Origin of the sequence: Clostridium sp. UMB9555A (assembly GCF_030222355.1) — a bacterium.
GTDB lineage: Bacteria > Bacillota > Clostridia > Clostridiales > Clostridiaceae > Sarcina > Sarcina perfringens.
On sequence record NZ_JASORQ010000002.1, the window covers coordinates 124,125 to 150,185 of the forward strand.

General features: G+C 28.8%; 27 protein-coding genes and 1 pseudogene. 4 read left to right on the forward strand and 24 right to left on the reverse strand.

The window, feature by feature from the left end; translation table 11 throughout:
• Positions 1-75: 75 nt before the first annotated feature.
• The 4 genes from QP548_RS05695 to QP548_RS05710 form a co-directional block, all read right to left on the reverse strand.
• Complete coding sequence (locus QP548_RS05695) at positions 76-1,266, reverse strand: transposase (protein ID WP_338012348.1); 1,191 nt, start codon at positions 1,264-1,266, stop codon at positions 76-78.
• A 470-nt stretch (positions 1,267-1,736) separates the two neighbouring features.
• On the reverse strand, positions 1,737-2,612 hold the full coding sequence (locus tag QP548_RS05700; RefSeq protein ID WP_003449332.1) for a MurR/RpiR family transcriptional regulator: 876 nt from the start codon (positions 2,610-2,612) through the stop codon (positions 1,737-1,739).
• A gap of 31 nt (positions 2,613-2,643) precedes the next feature.
• Positions 2,644-3,195 (reverse strand): tRNA (mnm(5)s(2)U34)-methyltransferase, encoded by a 552-nt coding sequence (locus QP548_RS05705; protein ID WP_061427863.1) that lies wholly within the window; start codon positions 3,193-3,195, stop codon positions 2,644-2,646.
• A gap of 5 nt (positions 3,196-3,200) precedes the next feature.
• Positions 3,201-3,911, reverse strand: coding sequence for a pseudouridine synthase (locus QP548_RS05710; protein ID WP_003469949.1), 711 nt, complete (start codon positions 3,909-3,911; stop codon positions 3,201-3,203).
• Between the two features lie 216 nt (positions 3,912-4,127).
• On the opposite strand from QP548_RS05710, the gene QP548_RS05715 reads away from it, so the two are divergent.
• Positions 4,128-4,946, forward strand: a complete 819-nt coding sequence (locus QP548_RS05715) for a TIM barrel protein (protein WP_061427861.1) — start codon at positions 4,128-4,130, stop codon at positions 4,944-4,946.
• A gap of 57 nt (positions 4,947-5,003) precedes the next feature.
• Here QP548_RS05715 and QP548_RS05720 read toward each other — a convergent pair whose 3' ends face one another.
• Positions 5,004-5,240: a hypothetical protein gene (locus QP548_RS05720; protein WP_061427859.1), complete on the reverse strand. Its 237-nt coding sequence runs from the start codon at positions 5,238-5,240 to the stop codon at positions 5,004-5,006.
• A gap of 125 nt (positions 5,241-5,365) precedes the next feature.
• On the opposite strand from QP548_RS05720, the gene QP548_RS05725 reads away from it, so the two are divergent.
• Complete coding sequence (locus tag QP548_RS05725) at positions 5,366-5,755, forward strand: PadR family transcriptional regulator (RefSeq protein WP_003470407.1); 390 nt, start codon at positions 5,366-5,368, stop codon at positions 5,753-5,755.
• A 99-nt stretch (positions 5,756-5,854) separates the two neighbouring features.
• On the opposite strand, the gene QP548_RS05730 is transcribed toward QP548_RS05725, so the two are convergent.
• From QP548_RS05730 to QP548_RS05815, 18 genes and pseudogenes are all read right to left on the reverse strand, one after another.
• Entirely contained in the window at positions 5,855-6,670 is an 816-nt protein-coding gene (locus QP548_RS05730) for an acetyl-CoA carboxylase carboxyltransferase subunit alpha (protein ID WP_061427857.1), read from the reverse strand.
• Positions 6,663-7,541 (reverse strand): acetyl-CoA carboxylase, carboxyltransferase subunit beta, encoded by an 879-nt coding sequence (gene accD, locus QP548_RS05735; protein WP_061427852.1) that lies wholly within the window; start codon positions 7,539-7,541, stop codon positions 6,663-6,665. Before accD ends, QP548_RS05730 begins: the two co-directional genes overlap by 8 nt.
• Positions 7,534-8,886 carry an acetyl-CoA carboxylase biotin carboxylase subunit gene (locus QP548_RS05740; RefSeq protein WP_061427851.1) on the reverse strand — a complete coding sequence of 451 codons (1,353 nt, stop codon included), beginning with the start codon at positions 8,884-8,886 and terminating at the stop codon, positions 7,534-7,536. The genes accD and QP548_RS05740 overlap by 8 nt, the downstream gene beginning before the upstream one ends.
• A gap of 11 nt (positions 8,887-8,897) precedes the next feature.
• Positions 8,898-9,317 carry a 3-hydroxyacyl-ACP dehydratase FabZ gene (fabZ, locus tag QP548_RS05745; RefSeq protein WP_061427849.1) on the reverse strand — a complete coding sequence of 140 codons (420 nt, stop codon included), beginning with the start codon at positions 9,315-9,317 and terminating at the stop codon, positions 8,898-8,900.
• A 2-nt stretch (positions 9,318-9,319) separates the two neighbouring features.
• Positions 9,320-9,811: an acetyl-CoA carboxylase biotin carboxyl carrier protein gene (gene accB / locus QP548_RS05750; protein ID WP_061427847.1), complete on the reverse strand. Its 492-nt coding sequence runs from the start codon at positions 9,809-9,811 to the stop codon at positions 9,320-9,322.
• A gap of 11 nt (positions 9,812-9,822) precedes the next feature.
• A complete protein-coding gene (gene fabF / locus QP548_RS05755; protein ID WP_061427845.1) occupies positions 9,823-11,064 on the reverse strand; it encodes a beta-ketoacyl-ACP synthase II in 1,242 nt (413 codons plus the stop codon).
• Positions 11,065-11,078: 14 nt separating this feature from the next.
• Positions 11,079-11,819: a 3-oxoacyl-[acyl-carrier-protein] reductase gene (gene fabG, locus QP548_RS05760; RefSeq protein WP_061427842.1), complete on the reverse strand. Its 741-nt coding sequence runs from the start codon at positions 11,817-11,819 to the stop codon at positions 11,079-11,081.
• Between the two features lie 3 nt (positions 11,820-11,822).
• Positions 11,823-12,767 (reverse strand): ACP S-malonyltransferase, encoded by a 945-nt coding sequence (fabD, locus tag QP548_RS05765; protein ID WP_061427840.1) that lies wholly within the window; start codon positions 12,765-12,767, stop codon positions 11,823-11,825.
• A gap of 94 nt (positions 12,768-12,861) precedes the next feature.
• Positions 12,862-13,836, reverse strand: a complete 975-nt coding sequence (locus tag QP548_RS05770) for a beta-ketoacyl-ACP synthase III (RefSeq protein WP_061427838.1) — start codon at positions 13,834-13,836, stop codon at positions 12,862-12,864.
• Between the two features lies 1 nt (position 13,837).
• A complete protein-coding gene (locus tag QP548_RS05775; protein WP_003470412.1) occupies positions 13,838-14,302 on the reverse strand; it encodes a MarR family winged helix-turn-helix transcriptional regulator in 465 nt (154 codons plus the stop codon).
• Between the two features lie 171 nt (positions 14,303-14,473).
• Positions 14,474-14,974 carry a deoxycytidylate deaminase gene (locus tag QP548_RS05780; RefSeq protein WP_003470410.1) on the reverse strand — a complete coding sequence of 167 codons (501 nt, stop codon included), beginning with the start codon at positions 14,972-14,974 and terminating at the stop codon, positions 14,474-14,476.
• Between the two features lie 64 nt (positions 14,975-15,038).
• Positions 15,039-15,861, reverse strand: a pseudogene (locus QP548_RS05785) (RnfABCDGE type electron transport complex subunit B).
• A gap of 16 nt (positions 15,862-15,877) precedes the next feature.
• Complete coding sequence (rsxA, locus tag QP548_RS05790; protein WP_061427834.1) at positions 15,878-16,453, reverse strand: electron transport complex subunit RsxA; 576 nt, start codon at positions 16,451-16,453, stop codon at positions 15,878-15,880.
• Positions 16,454-16,483: 30 nt separating this feature from the next.
• Positions 16,484-17,152: an RnfABCDGE type electron transport complex subunit E gene (locus QP548_RS05795; RefSeq protein WP_061427832.1), complete on the reverse strand. Its 669-nt coding sequence runs from the start codon at positions 17,150-17,152 to the stop codon at positions 16,484-16,486.
• Between the two features lie 17 nt (positions 17,153-17,169).
• Positions 17,170-18,204 (reverse strand): RnfABCDGE type electron transport complex subunit G, encoded by a 1,035-nt coding sequence (locus QP548_RS05800; RefSeq protein ID WP_061427830.1) that lies wholly within the window; start codon positions 18,202-18,204, stop codon positions 17,170-17,172.
• 230 nt (positions 18,205-18,434) lie between these two features.
• Entirely contained in the window at positions 18,435-19,487 is a 1,053-nt protein-coding gene (locus QP548_RS05805) for an alanine racemase (protein WP_061427828.1), read from the reverse strand.
• Positions 19,488-19,667: 180 nt separating this feature from the next.
• On the reverse strand, positions 19,668-20,618 hold the full coding sequence (locus QP548_RS05810) for an SPFH domain-containing protein (RefSeq protein WP_003448807.1): 951 nt from the start codon (positions 20,616-20,618) through the stop codon (positions 19,668-19,670).
• A 19-nt stretch (positions 20,619-20,637) separates the two neighbouring features.
• Positions 20,638-21,051 carry an NfeD family protein gene (locus QP548_RS05815; protein WP_061427826.1) on the reverse strand — a complete coding sequence of 138 codons (414 nt, stop codon included), beginning with the start codon at positions 21,049-21,051 and terminating at the stop codon, positions 20,638-20,640.
• Positions 21,052-21,366: 315 nt separating this feature from the next.
• On the opposite strand from QP548_RS05815, the gene QP548_RS05820 reads away from it, so the two are divergent.
• Positions 21,367-23,274, forward strand: a complete 1,908-nt coding sequence (locus QP548_RS05820; RefSeq protein ID WP_061427824.1) for an NAD(+) synthase — start codon at positions 21,367-21,369, stop codon at positions 23,272-23,274.
• Positions 23,275-23,633: 359 nt separating this feature from the next.
• Entirely contained in the window at positions 23,634-25,079 is a 1,446-nt protein-coding gene (locus tag QP548_RS05825) for a tetratricopeptide repeat protein (protein WP_061427821.1), read from the forward strand.
• 127 nt (positions 25,080-25,206) lie between these two features.
• On the opposite strand, the gene hisJ is transcribed toward QP548_RS05825, so the two are convergent.
• The gene (gene hisJ / locus QP548_RS05830) at positions 25,207-26,031 is read right to left on the reverse strand and encodes a histidinol-phosphatase HisJ (RefSeq protein WP_061427819.1); all 825 of its coding nucleotides are present in this window, start codon (positions 26,029-26,031) and stop codon (positions 25,207-25,209) included.
• Positions 26,032-26,061 lie beyond the last annotated feature (30 nt).

A 26,061-nucleotide genomic window follows, 5' to 3' on the forward strand; every position in this document is an offset into this window, starting at 1 on the left:
CTACGATTTTGTATGGCTCTCCAAAGGCTTAAATTCCGAAGTTAGCCCTCCGTACATATATAAGTGCTTTTGATTTTAAGCTATCTTATATTCTTTAGCATTTTTAAGATTAATACTTGCGTTTAAATCTCTATCAATAGTAAATCCACAATCACATTTATAAATTCTGTCTGACAGTTTTAAATCTTTCTTAATCTTTCCACATTGACTACAAGTCTTTGATGATGGATAAAATCTATCCACTATTCTAAGTTCTATATTATTTTTTTTGCATTTAGACATTAGTTTAACTTTAAATTCAAAAAACTTCTGACTTGCAATAGCTTTAGATAAATGCTTGTTCTTCATCATATTAGAAACCGCTAAATCTTCAATTGTTATATAGCTTGGTTTTTGCTTAACTATTGAAAATACTGTTTTATTTATATAATCAGTTCTTATATTTCTTAATCTCTGATGAAGTTTTTGTACTTTGATTACTTGTTTTTGAATATTTTGACTAGTAGCTCTCCCTTCTCTTATATTTTTATTTCTTGTTTTTAAACTTTCATATTTCCTTGAAAGTTTTCTTTGCTCTCTTTTTAATTTCTTTTCTACTTTTTTAACAGTAGATGTTTTATTTATATTTTTAAACTTAATTCCATCACTACATACAGCAAATTCCTTAATACCTAGATCAATTCCTATGTCTTCATTATTGTTATTAAATATTTTCATACCTATATTGCCATTAGATATTTCTATATCTGTTTCTTCAACAAGTATAGATACATAATATCTATCAGCTTTTTGGCTTACTGTACCACTTTTAACTATTGAATTTATAGGAATATATCCAAACTCTTTTAACCTTACCCATCCAAGTGTTGGTATTTTGACCCTATGTCTTTCAATAGTCCAATCGGTCTTATTATTCTTAGGAAAATAAGCTTTTACATCTTGATTCTTCTTTTTCTTAAATCTTGGAAAGCCTTTAGCTTTTTTAAAGAAATCTCTAAAAGCTTTATCTCCATTCATAATAGCTTGTTTAGTAGCTTTTGAAGATACTTCTTTAATCCACTTCATCTCTTGATTATTGGGAATATACTCATTATTTAACCACTTTGAAAAATCCATTCCACTAACAAACTTTCCTTCTCTCTCGTAAATTTCTTTATTATAAGCAATATAAAAGTTATAGACAAATCTTGATACACCAATAGTTCGGTGTATTTTAGACTTTTGTTCATCAGTAGGGTTAATCTCAATCTTGTAAGCCTTTTTCAACTTCTTCATCCTCTCTAACCTTTTTCTTAAAGCCTCAATAACTTCATCTAATATTATTCCTTTAGTATTAGCATATTATCTAAGAAATTCAATTTAATTTTTTAAATCGTATTTTAGGTAAGAAGTTGAAACGCATATATATATTAGGTTTATAATGTTTACTAATATAATTACAAAAAGATGTGATTATATTATATTAGACTATATTTAATTATATTATATTAGACTATATTTAATTATATTTTAAGCAATTAAAGATTATTTCCTTAATTTAATTGAATCAAACTAATAATAAACTTTATTAAATGCATTTGTCAACAAATGCATTTCTTTAATATTCTATGTAATTTCGAAAAATGAAGCTATATAAAGATATAATTTATGAAACTTATAAATTATATAATAGAATAAAATTTATGCTCTATCTTAAAATAATTTATATGTTCTTTATACCTTTATACAGCTTTTTATTAAGGTTCTATATTATTTTTATTATATGAATAAACATTATAGTCTTTCCATATCTTTTCTAACTCACTAAATGTTGATGTTATCTTCTCTTTTTCTCTTATACCAACAGCTATGATTAATGCATTTATTACACTTAAAGGTGCAACTAATGAATCTACAAATGAAGCCATATTACTTTGAGCTATAAGTGTATGATCAGATTGAGATGCTAAAGGAGAAATTAAGCTATCTGTAATAGAAACTATTTTAGCATTTCTAGTTTTAGCGAATTCTAAAGCATCTATTGTTTTTAATGCATATCTTGGGAAACCTATCCCTATAACTAGGTCACCTTCCCCTAAGTTAAGCATTTGTTCAAAAGTATCGCTTATTCCATTTGAAATTACTCTTACATTATCTAATATTAAATTTAAGTAAAATCCTAAAAATTCTGCAAGAGCAGTAGAACTTCTAAGTCCTATTATATATATTCTTTTAGCTTTGAATATTTCGTTTACCACTTCATCAAAAGTTTTATGATTTATCTTTTCTAATGTTGCTCTTATATTTTCTATATCCGCTTTTAAAACACCCTTTAAAGCATTTTCTTCACTTATAAAATCATTAGATAACTCTAATCTTTGAACAGATGTTAACTTATTCTTTATTAATTCTTGAAGTGCTTTTTGTAACTTTGGATATCCTGAGAAACCAAGTTCTGTAGCAAATCTAACCACTGTAGATTCACTTACTCCAACATTATTTCCTAATTTAGCAGCAGTCATAAATGCAGCCTTATCATAATTCTTTAATATATATTCAGCTATAAGCTTTTGTCCTTTACTAAGCTTTGGAAACTTAACTTGAATTAATCTCATTAAATCTTGACTTTCCATTTTAAAAATCCTCTCTATACTTACTTAAATCTTATTTAAACTTCTTTTCAATAACAACTAAAGAAGGTGCACTCTTAGCTCTGTTTGTAAATTCCGTATGTAAAACACCATATTTATTTTTAGGTAATTTACTTGTAAACTGAAGTACGGCATCTTTCTCTATTTTACCTTCCTCATGTCCACTATAAAGGGCTATTATCATTAACCCATTATCACCTAATAAATCTAATCCTATTTCTATACTTTTTAAAGTACTATGTGCAACCGTAGTTACTTCCTTATTATTACCTGGAAGATATCCTAAGTTATAAACTATACAATCAACATTTTCTTCTTTTATGTAGGTTTCAAAGTTTTCATGTGAATCTAAAATAACTTCAACATTTTCTTTATTCTTTGATTTATATGAATTTACTGCCTCTTCTTGTATATCAAAGGCATATACCTTTTTAAATAATTCACTTAAAAAATCGCAATCATGACCATTTCCTAAGGTAGCATCTATTGCTATATTCTTATGTTCTATGAAAGAAGTTATTATATTATGATATATATTACTTACATCAGATACATACTTAAACATAATTACTATAAAGATTTTATATAATTCTCTTCTGAACTACTTAAATATCTCCATTCTCCTTTCTTTAAATTCTTTAAATTTAAACTTCCAATAGCTTCTCTCTTTAAAGAAACAACTTCATGATTAAAGGCAGCACACATTCTTCTTATCTGTCTATTTTTGCCTTCATGAATGATTATTTTAACTTTACAGCTATTTGTGTATTTTTCTAGTAACTCTATTTCACACTCTGCTGTTTTATAATCTCCTATATCTACGCCTTTTCTAAATTTATTCATTTCTTCCTCTGTAAAAATTCCTTTTACTAAGGCGATATATTCTTTATTTAAATTAACTCTTGGATGTATTATCTTATTATATACATCTCCATCATTAGTTAATAAAAGTAAACCTGAACTGTCATAGTCAAGACGGCCTATAGGATATATTCTTTCATTCACCTTTACTATATCTAATATGGTCTTTCTATTTTTTTCATCTTTATTTGTTGTAACATATCCTTCAGGCTTATTTAGCATTATATATACTTTATTCTCCTCAGGACGTATTACTTTATTATTAACGCTAACAACATCTACTGATGGATCAACCTTAGTTCCAAGGGAGTCAACAACAATGTCATTAACCTTTACTTTTCCACTGCAAATTATTTCTTCACATTTTCTTCTTGATGCTACTCCACACCTTGCCATGTATTTTTGCAATCTTTCTTCCATTTTTCACACTCCATATGATAGTTTCTATTAATAATTTTAAATAACTATAGTGTAAAATGCAATATTTATTTCGAATAATTGCATTTTTTCTGAAAAAAAGTGAAAAATTTATCTATAAATTAACAAATTCACTAGATTATAATTCATATTAAATAATAATCCCTTTCTATTGAAGAATTCCTAGTGTTTTGCTATACTTTAATAAGAGGTGATAACATGGAAAAACTTTTATTTGGAATTTCAGGTTTGCCAATAGGTGAAGAAGGCCAGAAATTCAATTACGCAACAGGAATTGAATACTTAAAAAAAATAGGACTAGAAGCTATGGAGCTTCCTTTTGTTAGATCCGTTAATGTTACAGCTAAAAACAGGGATAAAATAATAGAAGCTAAAGAAAAAAATGATTTTTATCTTTCAGCCCATGGTTCTTATTTTATAAATTTAAATGCTGAAGAAGAGGAAAAGAAAGAAAAATCTATTGAAAGAATACTTAAAGGTGCTGAAGCATTAAAAAGTGTTGGAGGTAGAAGCTTAGTCTTCCATCCAGGATTTTATTTAAAAGCTTCAAAAGAAGAAGCTTTAGCAGAAATAAAGAAAAACTTAAAGAAACTACCTTATGAAGGTGTAGACTATAGATTAGAAACTACAGGTAAGGGAACTCAATTCGGAAACCTACAAGAATTAGTTGATATATGTAAAGAAGTGCCATCTTGCAAATTATGTATTGATTTTTCTCATATACATGCTAGAGGAATTGGTGCTTTAAAAGAATATAAAGATTTTGCAGAAATTTTAGAATATATAAAAGATAATTTAGGAAATGAAGCCCTAGAAGATTTACATATTCATATGTCTGGAATTCACTACACAGACAAAGGGGAAAGAAACCACTTACCTTTTTTAGAAAGTGATTTTAACTTTATTGAATGCTTAAGGGCACTTAAAGATTATAAAGTAAAGGGATGCATAATATGTGAAAGCCCTCTTTTAGAAAAAGACGCCTTATTATTAAAAGAAACTTATGAAAAATTATAAGATAGGAGAAAATCTCCTATCTTATACAAGTAATCTATATTATAAATTAGATACTAATTAAAACCATCCTCCGCCACAGTTTCCAAAACCGCCGCATCCTAATAGAAGAAGCCAAAGTAAAGGAAATCCTCCACAAGCTCCAAATCCACAATTGCCAAATCCTCCGCAATTGTTGAATCCACAACAGTTTCCCAATCCGCCACAATTATTGAATCCACCGCAATTATTTCCGCATCCACATCCGCAAGAATTTCTTCTGCAAGAATTGCATGAGCAACAACATCTTCTTGACATAATAGTTCACCTCACTTCTTTTGTATAGTACAGTATATTCAAGAAATCACAAATTGTTAATTACTTTTTGGAATAAATTGAGTTATACTTATAATATAAAATGTAAAATTGGAGGTGAAGTTTTTTTGGATAGAAGAACTCGTATGGTTGCACCAAGAAATATTATAAACGCAAAACAATTATATTCTTTTTATGTACTAAAAGAACTTTCAAAGGGACATGAGGTTTTTGGTAATAAAGTTTTAGAAGCTTTTAGAGATGAATTTTCTAGTGCTCCTCTTCCATTCCCAGTATCATCTAGTACAATTTATGATACACTTTATGACTTAGAGCAAAAAGGCTTAGTTACAAGTTATTGGATAGGGGATGACTTTATAAATAAAAGAACAAAAAAGATGTATCGAATAACAGATGAAGGCAAAGAGTATTATAAACTTCACGTTGCTGATTATGTAGATGCCTTAAGGAAAAACAAGTCAATAATAGATATACTAATAAAAATGCTTACAAACTAAATTTTAATCCTCTCTTTAAGTAAATATTAACTTAAAGAGAAATTAATTTTAATTAAAAAACACATGAGCTTAAAAACTCATGTGTTTTATTTTATATGATTATAGATTATTTTCTATATTTCTATATTTATTGTATCTTTCACTTAATAAGGTATTTAAATCTGTACCCTTCATTTCACCTAAGGCCTCTAAAATTGTCTTTTTAATATTTTGAGCCATTTTACTTGGATTTTTATGTGCTCCTCCCCTAGGTTCCTTTATTATTTTATCTATTATGTTAAAGCTTTTTAAATCCTGAGCAGTTATTTTCATCACATTAGCAGCTTCCTCAGCCCTAGAAGAATCCTTCCATAATATAGATGCAAAGCCCTCTGGAGATAATACAGAATAAATAGAGTGTTCTAGCATAAATACTTTATCTGCAACAGCTAAGGCTAAAGCACCACCACTTCCACCTTCTCCAATAACTATTGATATTACAGGAACCTTTAATCCCATAAGTTCAACTAAGTTTTGAGCTATAGCTTGCCCTTGGCCTCTCTCTTCTGCACCTATGCCACAAAAAGCTCCTGGAGTATCAACAAAGCAAATAACAGGTCTTTTAAATTTTTCTGCTTGTTTCATAAGTCTTAATGCTTTTCTATATCCTTCTGGATGAGGCATACCAAAGTTTCTTTTTATATTTTCTTTTGTATTTTCACCCTTACATATACCTATAACAGTAAAACTTAGATTATTTAAAAGAGCTATTCCTCCTATTATTGCTTTATCATCCCCAAAGTTTCTATCACCATGTAACTCTATAAACTCATCAAATATTTCATTTATATAAAATTTTGCATTAGGACGATTAGGATCTCTAGCTATTTTTACTTTATTCCATGCATCTGCTGTTCTTATTAGTTCTCTACTCATAATCCACCTCATGCATTCTTAAAAGAGAAGTTATTATTTGTTTTAAATCTTTTCTTTGTACTATCTTATCTATAAATCCTTTTTCCAATAAAAATTCTGCAGTTTGGAAATCATCAGGCAATTTCTCATTAATAGTTCCTTCTATTACCCTTCTCCCCGCAAAACCAACTAAACATCCTGGCTCGCTTAATATGATATCTCCTTCCATAGCAAAGCTAGCAGTTACCCCACCAGTAGTAGGATTTGTTAATACTGTAATATATAATAAGTTCTCTTGACCATGTCTATAAATTGCCCCACTAACCTTTGCCATTTGCATAAGAGAATATATTCCCTCTTGCATTCTTGCTCCACCAGAGCAAGTAAATATTATTAAAGGAAGTCTATTTTTAGTTGCATATTCAATGGCTCTAGTAATCTTTTCACCAACAGCCGTTCCCATACTTCCCATCATAAAATTAGAATCCATTACACAAAGAACTACTTTTCTCTGAGCAATATAAGCTTCTCCTGTTACAACCCCTTCAATAACATGACTTTTCTTTTGATATCCTTTAATCTTCTCTTCGTATCCATTAAAATCTAAAGGGTTTTTTCCAACCATTTTTTTGTCAAACTCAACAAAACTATTTTCATCTGTTAAATATTTAATTCTTTCATATGCTCCTAGCTTAAAATGATGACCACAATTAGGACACACATTAAAATTTTCTTTTAAATCTTCAGTATATAATATTTTTGCACACTTTTCACACTTACTCCACATACCTGAAGGTATATTGGGTTTTTCATCTTCATTTAATTCATTATCATTTAATTCAACTGAACTAACAGTTATATACTTTCTTTTGTTTAATAAATTCTTAATCATACTTATTCACCAACTTTTCAGATAAAAATGAAGTATTATAAGTACCATTTTTAAAATCTTCATGATCTAATATTAAAAAGTGATAGTCTATGTTACTTGTTATACCATCAATAGCAAATTCATCTAAAGCCCTTTTCATTTTAGAAATTGCCTCTTCTCTATCTTTACCATGAACTATTAGCTTACCAATCATTGAATCATAACAATGGGGTATCTTATATCCAGAATAAATTGCCGTATCTAGGCGAACTCCAAATCCACCTGGAAAATTAATTTCCTTTATTAAACCAGGACATGGCATAAAGTTTTTGCTTGGATCTTCAGCATTTATTCTACATTCTATGGAATGACCATTTATCTTTAAATCATCTTGAGTTATTTCTAATTTCTTACCAGATGCAACCTTTATTTGTTCCTTAACAAGATCAACACCTGTTATCATTTCAGTTATAGGATGTTCAACTTGTATTCTTGTGTTCATTTCCATAAAATAAAATTCACCATTTTTATCTAATAAAAATTCAATTGTTCCAACATTGCTATAGTTTACAGCTTTAGCTGCTTTAACTGCAATCTTACCAAGTTTATCCCTTTGTTCATCACTTAAAATTGATGAAGGAGCTTCTTCTAAAACTTTTTGATTTTTTCTTTGAGCTGAACAATCTCGCTCAAAAAGGTGAAGGGCATTTCCATGTTTATCGCATAATAATTGTACTTCTATATGTTTAGGATTTTCAACAAATCTCTCAATGTAAATTTTATCATCACCAAAGTTTGCTTGAGCCTCTGATTTAGCTGTATTGTAATTTGAAATAAAATCTTCTTCTTTATAAACTATTCTTATTCCTTTTCCACCACCACCTGAGGAAGCCTTTACTATTACAGGGAATCCTATTTTCTTAGCTATCTTTAAAGCGAAATCTGGACTTTCAATTTCACCTTCATATCCAGGTACAACAGGAACATCAGCCTTTTTCATTATTTCCCTCGCCATAGCTTTGTTTCCCATAAGTTCTATAGCTCTCCAGTTAGGGCCAATAAACTCAATATTACACTCTTCACACATCTTAGCAAATCTTGGATTCTCAGATAAAAAACCAAATCCAGGATGAATAGCCTCAGCCCCAGTTAGAACACAAGCACTTAATATATTTTGAATATTTAAGTAACTTTCTTTAGAATTCCACGGGCCTATGCAAACTGCTTCATCAGCTAACTGCACATGTAATGCATCTTTGTCTATTTCAGAATAAACAGCTACAGTAAGAATTCCTAATTCTCTACAAGCACGTATTATTCTAACAGCTATTTCACCTCTATTTGCTATTAATATCTTTTTAAACATAATTAAATCACCTAACCTATTGCAAACATAATTTCTCCAGAACAAGCGATTTTTCCATCTACAGTAGCCGTAGCTTTACCAAATCCAATGCTTCCTCTAAGTTTTATTATTTCAACTTCAAGTCTTAGAGTATCACCTGGTAAAACTTGTTTTTTAAATCTGACTTTGTCTATCCCTGCAAAGAAAGGAGTTTTTCCTTTAAACTCTTCTTTATTTAATAGCGCTATAGCACCTGCCTGAGCTAAGGCCTCTACTATTAAAACTCCTGGCATTACTGGATAATCAGGAAAATGTCCTTGAAAAAAAGGTTCGTTTATTGTTACATTCTTATATGCTACAACTTTACTTTCAGTTATCTCTTCTACTTTATCAACAAGTAAAAAAGGATATCTATGAGGAAGTATTTTTTTAATCTCGTTTATATTCATCATAATTATGCTCTCCTAACTTTAAATAAGGGTTGACCATATTCAACCATATTTCCATTTTGAACTAATATATCAACAATTTCTCCAGATACTTCACTTTCAATTTCATTCATAAGTTTCATAGCTTCAACTATACATAAAATATCTCCTGAAGAAATTTTGCTTCCTATAGAAACATAACTATTTTCTCCAACTCCAGGTGATTCATAGAATGTACCTACCATAGGTGAAGTAACTAAATATAAGTCTTCATCTTGAATTATCTCTTCTTTAGGCTGTGATTTGACCTCTTCAACCTTTGAAATTGATTCATTTTTTTCTTCTGATATATCAGTTTTTTCTGTTTCTTCTAGATTTGAAGCTTTCTTTTCTTCTAATAAATTTCTAGTTAGAGATTTATCCATCTTTATATATGAATTATCTACTTTAACCTCAAAATAAGCAATATTAGAAGAATCGATTTTATCTATAAGCTCTTTAATCTCATTAAGATTCATAATTTCAACTCCTAATCCCACTTTTTAAATAATAATGATGCGTTATGACCACCAAAACCTAATGCGTTATTGATTACATAATTTAATTCTGCTTCTCTACCTTCATTTACAACATAATCTAAATCACAATCTTCATCAGGCACTTTATATCCTATTGTTGGTGGAATAAATCCTTCTTCTAAAGCTTTAACACATATTACTGATTCTATAGCTCCAGCTGCACCTAATAAATGACCAGTCATTGATTTTGTTGATGAAACTGGTATATCGTAAGCTTTTTCACCAAAACATCCTTTAATAGCTAAAGTTTCAAATTTATCATTTAAAGGAGTACTTGTTCCATGTGCATTTATATATGAAATTTCATCCTTATTTATTTTTCCTTCTTCTATAGCTGCCTCTATAGCTCTCTTAGCTCCATCACCTTCTGGATCAGGTGAAGTTATATGATATGCATCACAAGTTGCACCATATCCTATAATTTCTCCATAGATTCTAGCACCTCTTTTTTGAGCGCTCTCTAAACTTTCTAATATTAATATTCCAGCACCCTCTCCCATAACGAATCCAGATCTTTCTTTATCAAAAGGTATTGAAGCTCTTTTAGGATCATTATTAGTATTTAATGCCTTAAGATTAGTAAATCCTGCAATGGCAGCTCTAGTTATAGAAGCCTCTGATCCACCTGATATAACTATATCTGAATATCCATGCTTTATACTTCTATAAGCTGCCCCTATAGAGCTTACCCCTGTAGCGCAGGCAGTAACTAATGATTCACATACCCCTTTTGCTCCATACTTAATAGCAATATTTCCAGCAACTAAGTTTATTATTCCTGATGGAATTGCAAAAGGTGAAACCCTATTTGGTCCTTTTGTTAATAAAACATCAAATTGTGCTTCTAAGGTACCATATCCACCTATTCCTGAACCAACTATAACACCTACTCTATTTGGATCTACATTTTCATCATTTAAATCTAATTTAGCATCTTTCATTGCCTCTTCTGTAGCTGCAAGAGCAAAATGAGTAAATCTATCTAAACGCTTAGCTTCCTTTTTATCTATAAAATCCTCTGCTTTAAAGTTTTTAACTTCTCCTGCAATTTTAACTTTATAATCACTAGCATCAAATAAAGTTATTTCATCAATTCCACAAACACCTTTTTTAGCATTGGTCCAAAATTCATTTACATTGTTTCCAATTGGTGTAATTGCTCCCAATCCCGTTATAACAACTCTGTTTTCCATAATAATAACTCCTCCTACATTACCATTCCGCCATCTACATTTATGACTTGACCTGTTATATAATTTGCTGCATCTGATGCTAAGAATCCTACTAAGTTAGCAACGTCTTCAGGGTCTCCTAATCTTTTTAAAGGAATATTTTTAGAAGCTTCCTCCTTAACTTTTTCAGATAAAGAAGCTGTCATATCAGTATTTATAAATCCAGGTGCTACAGCATTTACAGTTATTCCTCTACTTCCTAATTCTTTAGCTAAAGATTTAGTTAATCCTATAACACCAGCTTTTGATGCTGCATAATTTACTTGACCAGCATTCCCAGCTATACCTACAACAGAAGTCATGTTTATAATTTTACCAAACCTTTGTTTCAACATTATGGCAGAAGCATGCTTTGCACAATTAAATGTACCTTTTAAGTTTACATCTATTACATTATCAAAGTCCTCTTCCTTCATTCTCATAATTAAAGTATCCTTTGTTATACCTGCATTATTTACAAGTATATCTATCTTTCCAAATACTTCTTTACATTTATCCATAAGATTTTTAGAATCTTCAAAATTACTTATATCACATTTTACAGTGAGAACTTTTACCCCTCTTTCTTCTAAAATGGATTTTAATTCTTCTGCCTCTTTATCAGAATTTCTATAATTTATAACAATATTAGCTCCATGATCAGCTAATTTTAAAGCGATTGCTCTTCCAATCCCTCTTGTTCCACCAGTTACTATTGCTACCTTATCTTTTAACATAGGTTAAAGTACCTCCATCTCTCTTAATTTTGATAATGTTTTTTCTAAAGATTTCAAATCCTCTACATTAAGCACTGTAACATTTTTATTTATTTTTTTTACAAATCCACTTAAAGCTTTACCTGGCCCTATCTCAATAAAAGTATCTACACCACTTTCAATCATTTTTTCTATATCATTTATAAATAAAACAGGCTTTTTAACTTGATAAGTTAAAAGTTCTATTATATTATCTTCTTCTGAATAGGCTTCTCCCTTAACATTAGACATAACAATTCCATTTAATTTATTTATTGAAATTTTATTTAACTCATCCTCTAATTTTTCAGCTGCTGGTTGTAACATTGAACAGTGAAATGGTGCTGATACAGGTAATTTTATAGCTCTTCCACCGGCTTCTTTTATGAATTCCATAGCTTTTTCTAAAGCGATTAATTCTCCTGAAATAACAATTTGACCAGGTGAATTATAATTTGCACCCTCAACTATTCCATATGGAGAAGTTTTTTCTATTATTTCATCAACTTGTTCTGGAGTCATTCTTAAAACTGCAACCATTCCACCAATACCTTCTGCCACAGCTTCTTGCATGAATTTACCTCTTTTTTTAACTAGTTTAACTCCATCTTCAAAATTAATGGCACCACTATGAATAAGTGCAGAGTATTCTCCTAAGCTTAATCCACAACTTATATCAGATTTAACTCCTAATTTATCTAGTGCTGTAAGTATAGCCATGTTTGTAGTTATTATTGCAGGTTGAGTAAATTCAGTTTTATTTAATAATCCCTCAGGATCATTAAAACAAAGTTCTCCCATATCTATACCCAAGGCATCACTACTTCTTTTAAATACTTCTTTACTTTCTTCAAAGTTATCAAAGAATTCTTTGCCCATTCCTACATATTGGGCCCCTTGCCCTGCAAATAAAAATCCTAGTTTAGCCATTAAAATACCTCCCAAAATTTAACGGATTAAAAATAAATATATCTATAATTATATTCTCATTTAGTATTATTTTCTAGATTTTTGTTTTTTTAAACTATAACTTAATTAAAGCAGATCCCCAAGTAAGGCCTCCACCAAAGCCAACCATTATTATGTTATCTCCTTTTTTAACCTTACCATCATCTATTGCCTCACAAAGTGCTATTGGAATACTTGCACCTGATGTATTCCCATAATTCTGTAAATTTGTTATGAACTTTTCTCTTGGTATTCCTAATCTTTTAACTACGTAATCTATAATTCTTAAATTTGCTTGATGAGGAATTATAGCATCTATATCTTCTATTTTTATGTTTTCTTTTTCTAAAATCTCTACTATACTTTCTTCCATTACTTTTGTTGCAAACTTAAATATTTCTCTTCCATTCATGTTTATGTAATTTTCAGAAATTTCTTTTCCATCTTTAAAAGGACTATTTAGTGGTAACCCCTGAATAACAAGAGAATCTCCCTTAGAGCCATCAGATTTTACATTTACACATTTTATTCCACAATCTTCTTCTGTACTTGTAAGAACAGTAGCTCCTGCTCCATCTCCGAAAAGAACACAACTTCCTCTATCTTCCCAGTTTAGTGCTTTTGATAAAGTTTCTGCACCTATTATTAAGGCATTCTTAGCCTCACTTGATCTTATTAAAGATCTGCCTAGTTTAAGTGCATATATAAATCCAGTGCATGCCGCATTTATATCAAAGGCCCATGCATTTTTAGCTCCTAACTTATCTTGCACAATACAAGCTGTAGATGGAGTAAAATTATCTGGAGTTACAGTAGCTACTATTATTAAATCTATATCTTCAGCACTTAACCCTGCTTGATTTAAAGCTTTCTTACTAGCTTCTACTGCTAAATCAGAAGTATTTTCATCTAATGAAATATATCTTCTTTCTATTCCAGTTCTAGTTCTAATCCACTCATCGCTAGTCTCTAAAAATTCTTGTAATCTTTCATTTTCTACTAAATTTTTAGGTGTATATAAGCCAAAGCCTATCATTTTAGCATTTTTCATATTAACTCTCCTTTGATTTCATAAGTTCTAGTTTCTTTTGAAAGAACTTATCTAACTTATCTAGAGAACTTATTAAAACCTCCTCTTCACCAACACCTAGTTCCTCTAAGACATGATCTATCATTTCTTCATGAAATTTTTCATGTACTTTATAAGCTAGAGTTCCTTTCTCTGTAAGTTCTATCATAACAACTCTTCTATCTTCTTCTATTCTTCTTCTATTTACATATCCTTTTTTTATTAATTTGTTTATAGCAGTTGTTAAAGTACCTACTGTTATTTTTAAATCAAATGCCACCTCTGACATTGTTCTTGCTTTCTCTATCCCTATAGCCTCTATAGTATGCATTTCTGTTATAGATAAATCATTAAATGGTGCACTTTTTAATGCAAATTCCTCTATTCTCAAAATATTATTGAATAATTTCACTAAAATATTATTTAATACTAATTCACTTTCCTTCATCCTAAAATCGCTCCCTTACTTCAAAATCATTAGATATAAAATTCAAATATTTTTAATGTCAAACCAAATATTTTGATATTCAAAATATACTATACCTAATAAAAATTGTCAACTATTATAAATTTTATCTTAAAATAAACCCCATAGATAATACTATGGGGTTTATTTATTTTAAACATCCTCTGGCTTAAATGATATTAATAAATTTTCTCTATTGCTTCCTAAGTATCTATATTTTACATTTGCTTTATCAAACATAAATTTAGATGCCTTAACAATGTCAGTATCCTTATATTTATCTGAAAGGTATATTACTTCAGTTATCCCAGCTTGAATTATTGCCTTTGCACATTCATTACAAGGGAACAAAGTAGCATATACTCTGCAGTTTTTAACATTCTTACCTGTACTATTTAAAATAGCATTTAGTTCAGCATGACATGCATATGGATATTTTGTTTCTAAAAAATCTCCCTTATTTCCCCAAGGTAAATCATCATCTGAACATCCCTTAGGAAAACCATTGTATCCAATACCTACTATTTTATTATCATTATCAACTATGCAAGCTCCAACTTGGGTATTTGGGTCTTTGCTTCTTTTGGCACTAATTAATGCCACTCCCATAAAATACTCATCCCACGAAATATAATCTTCTCTTTTGCTAATCATATTAACCCTCCTAAATAGAAACTTAACACTAATTTTAAAGTTTTTTTATTTTTTTTCAAGTGTTTTAAAAAAATTCATTGTTATTTCTCTCTTAAATTTATTGCTTTTTTAGGACATTTTGATACACATATCCCACAAGAAGTACATTTTTCATAATTAATTATTGCAAGGTTATTTTCAACCTTTATGGCTCCATTTGGACAATTTTTTTCACACAACTTACATCCTATGCATCCTACTGAGCAATTCTTATTTACAATTTTTCCACTATCATTAGAATTACAACTAACAATTACCTTTTGATCTTCCTTTATTATATCTATAAGATTTTGTGGACATGCACTTACACAAGCTTTACATGCTACGCATTTTGAAGAATCAACTTTTGCTATGCCATCTATAATACTTATTGCTTCAAATTTACATGCTTCTTTACAACTTCCTAATCCAAAACAACCAAAGCTACATCCTTCACTTTCATTATCTTTTAAAAATTCTTTAGCCTCTATGCAATTTTTATTTTCTGGAATATTTAATTGAACCTTTTTATTTTTGCAATCCCCCATACATTTTACAAAAGCAACTTTCTTTTCAACAGGTTTAACCTTTGCTCCTAATATTTCACCAATCTGCTTAGCTACATTTTGGCCACCTACTCCGCATAGACTCATATCAGCTCCTTCATAAACTAAAGCATTAGCATAAGCATCACATCCTGGATAGCCACATCCTCCACAGTTAGCTCCTGGCAAAATATCTCTTATTTTAGTAACTCTCTCATCTACTTTAACTTCAAACTTTTTAGATGCAAATCCTAAAAGAATCCCAAATAAAAAACCTAATACACCTAAAACTAAAATAGAATAAAATATACTTGAAAAGTCCATTTAATCGCCTCCTTATCTATATAAGTCCTTGGAATCCTAAAAAGGCTATAGACATAAGTGCTGCTGTAAAAAGAGTTATTGGTAATCCTCTAAAATATGAATGTATTTCTTCATTGTCATCTATCTTTTCTCTTAAAAATGACATTAATACTATAGCAAGCATAAATCCTCCAGCAGCCCCTAAAGCATGTACTATTGATTGAATAAGATTATATCCTTCTTCAACATTAGTAACAGCCATTCCTAAAACAGCGCAGTTTGTAGTTATTAAGGGTAAAAATATACCTAAGGCTTTATATAAACTAGGACTATATTTTTTAACAACCATCTCCACAAATTGAACTAAGGAAGCTATAACAAGAACAAAAACTATTGTTTTTAAATAAGTTATATTAAATTTATCTAAAACAAGATTATAAACAAGCCAAGAAATTATACTAGCTAATACCATTACAAAGGTAACTGCAAGTCCCATTCCTACTGCAGCATCCTTCTTTTTTGAAACTCCTATAAATGAACATATTCCTAAAAATTGTGATAAAACAAAGTTATTAACAAGCATAGCTCCAATAAAAATCAGAAATAATTCCATAAATTTCACCTCTAATCCCCATATATTTTATTAAGAATTTTTACCGCATCCAGAACAAGTGCTACAATTATGTTCTAAACATTTAGCCTTTTTCCCTTGCTTTTCAGCTTTCTTTATATTTCTATAATTTAAGAAAGTCATTAATGCTCCTAAAGTTAAAAATGCTCCTGGAGCTAATATCATAATAGTAGCTGGCTTAAATCCCTCTGGCATAATGCTCTTTCCTAAAAATGTTCCAGCACCTAATATTTCTCTAAAAGTTCCTATAGAAAATAACGCTATAGTAAATCCAATTCCCATTCCAATGGCATCAAAAATAGATGGTATAACCTTGTTATTTGAAGCATAAGCCTCAGCTCTCCCTAATATAACGCAGTTAACTACTATAAGAGGTATGAAAATTCCTAATGATTTATATAATGATTGAACATAAGCATTCATTAACATATCAACTACAGTAACAAATGATGCAATTATAACTATATATGCAGGAATTCTTATTTTGTTTGGTATAAATTTTCTTAAGGCTGAAATTATCATGTTAGAAAAGATTAAAACTACCGTAGAAGCTATCCCCATGCCTACAGCATTTTCAACACTTGATGTAACTGCTAGGGTTGGACACATAGCTAATACTTGAACAAATATAGGGTTTTCAGTAACTATACCATTTTTTAATCTTTCAAATAAAACTTTCAAAAATATCCCTCCCTAATTTAACTAAGATTATTATTATAGAAATTAATCACATTAGTAATGCCCTTTATAATAGCCATTGAGCTCTTAGTTGCTCCACTTATTGAATCAACATTAACCACTTCACCATAAACACTTAAATCAATTTCATTTGTATTTTCTTTAACTGAAAGTTTATCCAAGGCAGATACTCCTATGAAGGAATTTAAAAAACTTTCCTCTTCTATTAAATCTCCTAAGCCCGCAGTTTCTTTATGATCCATTATTTGTACACCTGTAATTATTCCACCTATTGAAATTCCAAGAGCAAATTTAATTGGTTTATCTTCATACATACCAATTTCACTAGCTTCTATGGCATAACCAATCTCTTTTTCTCCATTAGATACTATAGAAACCTTATCTATTCCTTTTTCTAATTCAATAGTTAATTCCTTTAGGTCTCCTTCTAGATTAATCTTTGATAAATTTAAGGTCTTTTCCTTTGATAGATCTTCACCTAAAATATTTTCTTTATAAAAACTAATTGCATCATTTATTCCACTTGAAACAGCATTTGATGAGATGGTTGCACCTGTTATTCCTTGAATTTCTCCCTGAGAACTTGGTGAGGTTTTAACTATTTTTATATTATCTTCAATGGTTAACCCTTTAAACTTTTCAGAAAAAGAATTCTCTTCAACCTTAGCTCCTAACCCTGGCGTCTCTGCTTGGGATAATACTTTAATGCCACTAATTTCTCCATTCTTATCAATAGCTACTACCATATCTATTGGCCCATTAAATCCATTTGGAGAAACTTTTATAACATACCCTTCATTTTCAGAACCATTTTTAGCTTCGAACACTTCTGATATAGTTGAATCTTCATTCTTTTCAAAAGTAAAATCTTCTAATTTATTTGCTTTAGGCAATATTTCTTTTAAGTCATCTGCACTTAACTTTGAATTTTGAGCAATAACTTCTTTTGTAAATTCATTTGCAACTCCTAAGAATACTCCTGCAAAAGAGGTTATCAAACAAAGTATAATGCCTAATTTTAGATTTTCTTTCATAATATTTTCCCTCCCATAAATAAATAATTTAAAAATCTAAAATCCTTAGTACACTACTTTAAAAATACTAGTTAATTGTGATTTTAATAAATCAATATTTCATTAGCATTATTCTTTTTAGACTATATTAAAAGGTAGTGTTTTAACTCTTAAAATATTACAAAAAATAAAAAAAACATAAGACTAGATTTGTTTAGCCTTATGTTTCTTAAAAATATAAATTTTTACTTCTAATAAATATATCTTTTTTCTATGCTTGAATCTGATATTATAGGTGAAATATCAACTTTTAAAACTGAATCTTTAGAGCAGTTTTCCATAGAGATAATAGTTATATTCATATTTACTTTTCCTAATATTTTTACAGGTACATTCTTATTAAATATTACACTTCTCTCTTTAAATCTTCTATAAATCATTCTAAATATATCATAGAAAACATTATTTTTAATTTCTCTACTTATGCCTAAGCCATGAACATTACCACATTCAATTATTCCTATTTCCATATCCTTGTCAGCCTTAAAAAGACAACCATAACCTACAGTTTGTCCCTTTGAAACTTTATAAGTATTTACTGGTTTTGCATAGTATTCATAAGTTTTCTTAATTCCCTTATTAAAGCCTATATATCCATAAAGAACATTACCAGCTCTTGCCCCTGTAGTAAAATCGCATGCTTTTCTTAATTGATCATTTACAATAGCACTTGAAGCCATGCAGTGTATTATTCTTACTTTATCTTTATACTTTTCAACTGTGGATTTAAATAATTCTATTTGTTTTAAAGTATAATTAACATCCTTAGCATTATGTAAATGAGTATAGATACCATCTATTTCAAGGTTAGGAAATTCATTTTTAATTCTTTCTATAAATGAATCTAACTTGTTAGGCTTTATGCCCATTCTGTTCATACCTGTATCTACATATATATGTACTCTTTTTTTTGTTTCCTTATCTAATTCATTTAATATTTCCTCATTATCTAAAGTTAATATTAAATTATCTCTTTCATCTTTAAAATCATCTTTTGTACATAAAGGTGATAAGATAAGTATATCCTTATTAATATTATCTAAACATAAGCTCTCATCAATATTACCTACTGCTATTATGTCAACCTTATCTTCTATAAATTCAGCAATTTTTTTACTGCCTAATCCATACGCATCTCCCTTTATAACTGCAATTAGCTTTTTATTTTGTATTAAATCTCTTATTACATTTATATTATTCTCTATATTTTTTAAATTTACATCGCACCAAAAATAATTACTCATTTTAAAATCCTCTTTCTACATTGAAATTACATTTTATATGATAACATTTTTTTATGAATATATAAATTACTAATTTATACCTAAATAAAAAAATCCCTTTACTCTTTAAAGCAAAGGGAAAAAATTAATGCCTACGTAAGCCCTTTTAAAGGCTCAAAAATAGTATATTCCTAATAATAATTATTTATTCTCTTTATTTTCTTTTAAAATATCAGCAATAGCTGCTATACTTCCTAAAGAAGAAACTGCTTCATTAGGTAAAATAAGCTTATTAGCTGGATTTGCTGCCATTTCTTTTAATGCTTCAACTTGTTTTAAAGCAATTACTACTTCGTTAGTTCCAGATTCAATTATTGAAGTATTTATTCTTTCAATAGCTGCAGCTTCTGCCTTTGAAACCTCTTCAATAGCTCTAGCCTTACCTTCTGCTTCAAGTAATTGAGATTCTTTTAAACCTTCAGCGTGTCTTATATTAGCTTCTTTTTCAGCCTCAGCTCTTAAAATTTTAGCTTGCTTTTCAGCTTCTGCTCTTGCTATTTCACTTTGTTTTAAACCTTCAGCTTGTAATATAGTAGCTCTCTTATCTCTTTCTGCCTTCATTTGTTTTTCCATGGCATCTTGAATTTCAGCTGGAGGAATTATATTTTTAATTTCTACAGAAAGTATCTTTATACCATAAGCATCTGTTATAGAATCTATTATTGTTAAAAGCTCTAAGTTTATTTTATCTCTACCTGATAAAACTTCATCTAAAGACATATTACCTACTATGTTTCTCATGTTTGTTATTGTTGAGTAAACTATACCTGATTTAAAATCTTCTATATTATAAACAGCATCTTTAGCGTTTAATACTTTATAGAATATAACATTATCAATTTCAATTTTTACGTTATCTTTTGTTATTACATATTGTGGAGGTATATCTAGAATTTGTTGCTTTGTTGAAATTTTCTTTCTTACAAAGTCAGCGAAAGGAATAACTAAATGCCAACCTGGCTCTAAAATTTTACTAAATTGTCCAAAACGTTCTAATACATAAACATATCCTGTATTTACAACCTTGATTGATGAAATTGCTGCAAATACTACTATTAATAATAAGATTATAATAATTACAGTAGCTACCATGAGTAACCCCTCCTAGTTTTTATTTTTTTATTAGAATTTTATTTCCTTCTATTCCTATGATCTCGACTTCTGTCCCTTTCTTTAATGGTCCACTAACACTTTTAAATGTCCAATAAATCCCCTCAAATTTAATTAATGCTGAATCTTCTACATTTTCATCTAATATCATTTTTCTACCTATATAGGATTGTTCCATAGTTTTTGTTCCTATATTATCTATCTTTATCTTTTTTTTAATTTTAGGATAAACATAAAAGAAAAAGAAAATTGTTATTATGGAGAATAGTATGAATTGTAATATTACATTCACATCTAGAAATGCTAATACTAAACCACCTAAAGCTCCAAAGGAAAATCCAACAAATAGAACATCAGAACTTAAATAGTCTATTATTATTCCAGCTAGAATAACTACTACCCAAAGCCACAGCATAGTTTGTCCCCTCCTTTTTTATTATTAATTTTAACTTTTTATTAATATTTACTTTATTATACAGTTTATACATTATTTTTGCAAGTGCTATTTCAAACTTTTTTAAATAATATTTTTAAACACACTAAGAGTTAATTAATACTATTTATCTCTAGTTGATTTTATTATAAATTCACATTAATATTTAATATATAGTTTTGTTTAGTAAAAGTTACTACTATAAGAAAATATTATTTAAAAATCTAGTTTTACTTAAAGGATAAACTTTTATTACTATAGAAATACTAAAAATAAAAATATACTGGAGATGATGCTATGGATTTCATAAAAGTAGGTGCAGCTTCACCTAAATTAAAAATAAGCGATACAAAATATAATCTTAAAGAAATAGAAACTATGATTTTAAATGCTATAGAAAAAAAAGTTAAGGTTTTAGTTTTTCCTGAGCTAAGTATATCAGCATACTCTTGTGGAGATTTATTTACCAATGCAAAGTTAATTGAAAATTGTAATTTAGCAATAAAAAATCTAGTTACATTTTCTAAAGGGAAAGATATTTTAATTGCTGTTGGTGCTCCTTTTTTATATAGATATTCCTTATATAATTGCGCATATGTAATATTAAATGGGGAAGTTTTAGGTATAGTTCCAAAAAGCTATATACCAAACTACTCTGAATTTTATGAAAAAAGATGGTTTACAGAAGGTTTTAATATAAAAGGACTAAATGTTGATTTAGGTTTTCAAAAGGAAGTACCTTTTGGAACTGATTTAATATTCTCATTTAAAAATCTAAAAGTAGGTTTTGAAATTTGTGAAGATCTTTGGGTTACTATACCACCTAGTTCTAATTTAGCTTTAATGGGTGCTAACCTTATTTGTAATCTTTCAGCTTCTAATGAACTTGTATCAAAAAGTTCTTATAGAAAGTCATTAGTTCAAAACCAAAGTGCTAGAACAATGTGCTCTTATATTTACTCTTCAGCAGGAGTTCATGAATCAACTACAGATTTATTATTTAGTGGTCACATGATAATAGCTGAAAATGGAACTATTATAAAAGAAAATAATAGATTCAAAAGAGAAAATGATTTATTAACTGGTATAGTTGATTTATTTAAATTAGATGCAGAAAGAATAAAAAATATAAGTTTTAGAAATTCAACTTTTAATGAAAATAATGAACCTAGATTTATTCCTTTTAATTTAGAAAATACAGAGATTAAAAACTTTGATAGAGAAATAGATAAACATCCTTTCCTTCCAAAATCTCAGTATGCTATGGAAGCACGTTGTGAAGAAATATTAAACATACAAGCTGCTGCCCTTGCTAAAAGATTAGAACATACAAACCTTAAGAAAGCAGTAATTGGTATTTCAGGAGGATTAGATTCTACTCTTGCCCTATTAGTTGTGGTAAAAACCTTTGATATGCTAAATATACCAAGAGAAAATATAATAACTATAACTATGCCTGGTTTTGGAACTACAGATAGAACTTATAACAATGCAGTAACTTTATGTAAAGAACTTCACTGTGATTTTAGAGAAATAAATATAGTAAATGCTGCTCTTCAACATTTTGAAGATATAGGCCATGATAAAGATATTCATGATGTAACATATGAAAATGTTCAAGCAAGAGAAAGAACTCAAATACTTATGGATTTAGCTAATAAGGAAGGTGGATTATTAATAGGTACTGGAGATCTTTCTGAACTAGCTTTAGGATGGTGTACTTATAATGGAGATCATATGTCAATGTACTCAGTAAACTGCTCTATTCCTAAAACTTTAGTTAGATTCTTAGTTAATTATTTTGCTAATCATGAAATTTCAAATGATGCTAAGGAAGCTTTATTAGATATTTTAGATACTCCTGTAAGTCCAGAATTATTACCAAAGGATAAAGAAGGTAAAATAGCTCAGAAAACAGAAGACATTGTTGGCCCTTATGAACTTCATGATTTCTTCTTATATCATTTTATAAAGCATGGATCAAGTCCTGAAAGAATACTATTCTTAGCTAAGGAAGCATTTAAAAATGATTATGATGAAGAAACTCTAAAAAAATGGCTAGATAAGTTTATAAGAAGATTCTTTACTCAACAATTTAAGCGTTCTGCTCTTCCAGATGGACCAAAGGTTGGTTCTATATCACTTTCTCCTAGGGGAGATTGGAGAATGCCTTCAGATGCTGTATATAATGACTTTTTAATTTAGTAATCTTAATACATTAAAATATGAACTATAAACATTTTCTTTACATTATTTTTTTATTAATAAAAAATAATTTTAGACTTTGTTTATGGTTCTTTTTTGCTTATTTATAATTATTATTTTAAATTTAATTTTTAAATAATAGTAAAACTCCTAAATAGATTAATTTTACTATTTTTGCTCCTTTTTTATATAATAAAATCTTATTTTGTAAAAAAAATAAGAACATTGACATAGTTTTGCCAAAAATATATTGTAAAATTTTATATATATAATGTATAATTAGAATTTAGACAGATACTTATTTATTTTATCGAAATATGTTTGATAAAAATTATTGAAAAAGGAGGAGCTACAAAGCTATGAGTAAATATGATAAAAAACTTAAAAAAGCGTTAGCTCAATATGAAAATGGGAATTATGAAGAAGCATTAGATATATGTGAAAAAGTACTTGATAAGGACTATAATAACGAGGAAGCACTTATACTAGAAGGTAGAGCACTTGAAAAGCTTAACAGAATAAGTGATGCTATTGTTTCTTGGAAAATAAATGCTGAATATAATAACAATGAGGAAGCTAGAACAAAACTTGATAAATTTAATAATTTAGATGAAAAAAAACTAGCAATGAGTACTATATTCAGTGAAACTATGAAGGATGAAATTAAGGCTAGACTTCAAGAAGAAGCTCAAAAAGAATATGCTAAGCAATTAGAAAAGAGAGACTCTGAAATTAAGCCATTACCTAAAGACACTGAAAAGGAAAAAGAAAACAAAAAGATTGAACAAGCTCCAGTTATTAAGATAAATAAAGAAAAACCTAGAGAAGATGTTAAGATTGATGACATAAAACCATTAGTTCATAAAGTTAAAGAAACTTCAAAGACTGAAAGTAATCATCTTGATAATGTGACAAAGGTAGATTTCCATAAAAAAGATGAAATTAAAAAATCTAAAGACAAATCTAAGTCTAAAGATAAACCTAAGGATGATAATGAACCTAAAGTTATTAGTACTCCTAATTTTAAAAACGAGAAATCTAACGCTAAAAAATCTAACAAAAAGAAACCAGTTAAGTATATAGCTGTAGCTGTTTCAGGTGCTATAGTTTTATTGCTTGCTTATGGAGTAACAAAAAATATAAAAACTACAGATGCTAGTAAAAATCAAATAACAGCAAGTGAAGAAGCTAATAGTAATGCTAACAAGACTGAAAATTCAACTGACAATAAGACAAATGAAGATTCAAAAAAAGAAACAGAAAATAAGACTATTACTGCTGATGAATTAAATAAAGCTATTAGTAATAATGATATAAATTCTCTTTATACACTATTAACTTCTACTCCTAAGGATAAAGTACCTCAGGATGCCTTAGATGCTTATAATAAAGCAGAAAATTTAATGAAAACTGATGGGGTTAAGGATTTATACTTAAAAGGATCAGATTTATTTAAAGAGAAAAAATATGAAGATGCCCTTAAGGACTTTGAAAAAGCATATGCCTTTTCATCTGATTCTTACTTGAGACCTCACTTAATTTATTTCATGGGAACTTCTTATGAAAACTTAGATAAAAATACAGAGGCAATCAAGTATTTCCAAGAATATTTAAAGGATTATAAGGCAAAGCCAGATGCTGAAGATTTTATGTACACACCTCAATGTTTATATAACTTAGCTATTTTATATAATAAAGAAGGTAACAGTGCTGAATCTAAAAAATACGCGCAAGAAATTGAAAATGATTATCCAAACACAATGTTCTACAATGATGTTACTAAAAAAATTATATACGGTAATTAATAAAAAAGCACAAGGAATAATTCCTTGTGCTTTTTTATTATCTATAAATTAAAACTTTATAAATAATTATTTTAAAATCTCTTCTCATACAAATTTTTCAATAAATTTATATAAGTTATAGTGTCTTTTATATTGCTTCTGAATCTGGAAAAATCATATTTGCAACCTTCTCAAACTCTACTCCAACATATTTTGAACTATGAGAATCAGATCCTAATACCATAGGTATATTATACTTTAAACATAAATCTAAAAATATTCCTTGAGGATGTACCTCTCCACATTTCGCTCTTCTAAGGCCTGAAGTATTTAAATCAATTTCATAATTTCCTTTTTTCATTTCTTTTAAAATTTTCTCTAAAAGCTTAATATTATATTTTTCATTAGAAAAATCTGCTTTATACTTTCTAACTAAAGTTGGATGTCCTATTCTTTTAGGTTTAAAGGCTCCTAGATCGCATTTAATTGATTTTAACATAGTTTCATAGTATAGATCATAAAGCTTGTCCATTCCTCCAATTTTCTCTACTAATTCACCAATCATATCTGATCCATTACCTATTTGGTAATACTCTCCTTGAAACTTCACTATATGAACTGAAAGAATTGCATCATCTAAATATTTTCCATATTTATTTAATATAGCTTTAGTCTCTTCTTCATACCCTTCCACATAATCAACCTCTAATCCTACATTAACTTTAATTTTATCCTTAACCTTTTCTTTTAGCTCAGTTATTCCTTTTATGTACTCCTCTAATCTTTCCATAGGTAAAGCACTGTTTTTTCTTGGTGAAGGGTCTTCCATAGGTAGTGGCATATGTTCTGTAAAAGTTATTTCTGTAATCCCATTTTTTAATGCAGTATCAATGTACATATCTAGACTATCATTACTACCATGTGGGCAATAAGTACTATGAACATGTCCATCTCTTTTTGTGTTTAAAATCATTTTATCCTCCGTATTATGCTGCTATAAATT

Excerpts from the sequence above, each read along its gene's own strand:
- QP548_RS05700 (WP_003449332.1), bottom strand. The coding sequence starts at position 2,612 with ATGGAAAGTCAAGATTTAATGAGATTAATTCAAGTTAAGTTTCCAAAG.
- QP548_RS05705 (WP_061427863.1), bottom strand. The coding sequence starts at position 3,195 with ATGTTTAAGTATGTATCTGATGTAAGTAATATATATCATAATATAATA.
- QP548_RS05710 (WP_003469949.1), bottom strand. The coding sequence starts at position 3,911 with ATGGAAGAAAGATTGCAAAAATACATGGCAAGGTGTGGAGTAGCATCA.
- QP548_RS05715 (WP_061427861.1), top strand. The coding sequence starts at position 4,128 with ATGGAAAAACTTTTATTTGGAATTTCAGGTTTGCCAATAGGTGAAGAA.
- QP548_RS05720 (WP_061427859.1), bottom strand. The coding sequence starts at position 5,240 with ATGTCAAGAAGATGTTGTTGCTCATGCAATTCTTGCAGAAGAAATTCT.
- QP548_RS05730 (WP_061427857.1), bottom strand. The coding sequence starts at position 6,670 with ATGAGTAGAGAACTAATAAGAACAGCAGATGCATGGAATAAAGTAAAA.
- accD (WP_061427852.1), bottom strand. The coding sequence starts at position 7,541 with ATGATTAAGAATTTATTAAACAAAAGAAAGTATATAACTGTTAGTTCA.
- QP548_RS05740 (WP_061427851.1), bottom strand. The coding sequence starts at position 8,886 with ATGTTTAAAAAGATATTAATAGCAAATAGAGGTGAAATAGCTGTTAGA.
- fabZ (WP_061427849.1), bottom strand. The coding sequence starts at position 9,317 with ATGATGAATATAAACGAGATTAAAAAAATACTTCCTCATAGATATCCT.
- accB (WP_061427847.1), bottom strand. The coding sequence starts at position 9,811 with ATGAATCTTAATGAGATTAAAGAGCTTATAGATAAAATCGATTCTTCT.
- fabF (WP_061427845.1), bottom strand. The coding sequence starts at position 11,064 with ATGGAAAACAGAGTTGTTATAACGGGATTGGGAGCAATTACACCAATT.
- fabG (WP_061427842.1), bottom strand. The coding sequence starts at position 11,819 with ATGTTAAAAGATAAGGTAGCAATAGTAACTGGTGGAACAAGAGGGATT.
- fabD (WP_061427840.1), bottom strand. The coding sequence starts at position 12,767 with ATGGCTAAACTAGGATTTTTATTTGCAGGGCAAGGGGCCCAATATGTA.
- QP548_RS05770 (WP_061427838.1), bottom strand. The coding sequence starts at position 13,836 with ATGAAAAATGCTAAAATGATAGGCTTTGGCTTATATACACCTAAAAAT.
- QP548_RS05775 (WP_003470412.1), bottom strand. The coding sequence starts at position 14,302 with ATGAAGGAAAGTGAATTAGTATTAAATAATATTTTAGTGAAATTATTC.
- QP548_RS05780 (WP_003470410.1), bottom strand. The coding sequence starts at position 14,974 with ATGATTAGCAAAAGAGAAGATTATATTTCGTGGGATGAGTATTTTATG.
- rsxA (WP_061427834.1), bottom strand. The coding sequence starts at position 16,453 with ATGGAATTATTTCTGATTTTTATTGGAGCTATGCTTGTTAATAACTTT.
- QP548_RS05800 (WP_061427830.1), bottom strand. The coding sequence starts at position 18,204 with ATGAAAGAAAATCTAAAATTAGGCATTATACTTTGTTTGATAACCTCT.
- QP548_RS05805 (WP_061427828.1), bottom strand. The coding sequence starts at position 19,487 with ATGAGTAATTATTTTTGGTGCGATGTAAATTTAAAAAATATAGAGAAT.
- QP548_RS05810 (WP_003448807.1), bottom strand. The coding sequence starts at position 20,618 with ATGGTAGCTACTGTAATTATTATAATCTTATTATTAATAGTAGTATTT.
- QP548_RS05815 (WP_061427826.1), bottom strand. The coding sequence starts at position 21,051 with ATGCTGTGGCTTTGGGTAGTAGTTATTCTAGCTGGAATAATAATAGAC.
- QP548_RS05820 (WP_061427824.1), top strand. The coding sequence starts at position 21,367 with ATGGATTTCATAAAAGTAGGTGCAGCTTCACCTAAATTAAAAATAAGC.
- QP548_RS05825 (WP_061427821.1), top strand. The coding sequence starts at position 23,634 with ATGAGTAAATATGATAAAAAACTTAAAAAAGCGTTAGCTCAATATGAA.
- hisJ (WP_061427819.1), bottom strand. The coding sequence starts at position 26,031 with ATGATTTTAAACACAAAAAGAGATGGACATGTTCATAGTACTTATTGC.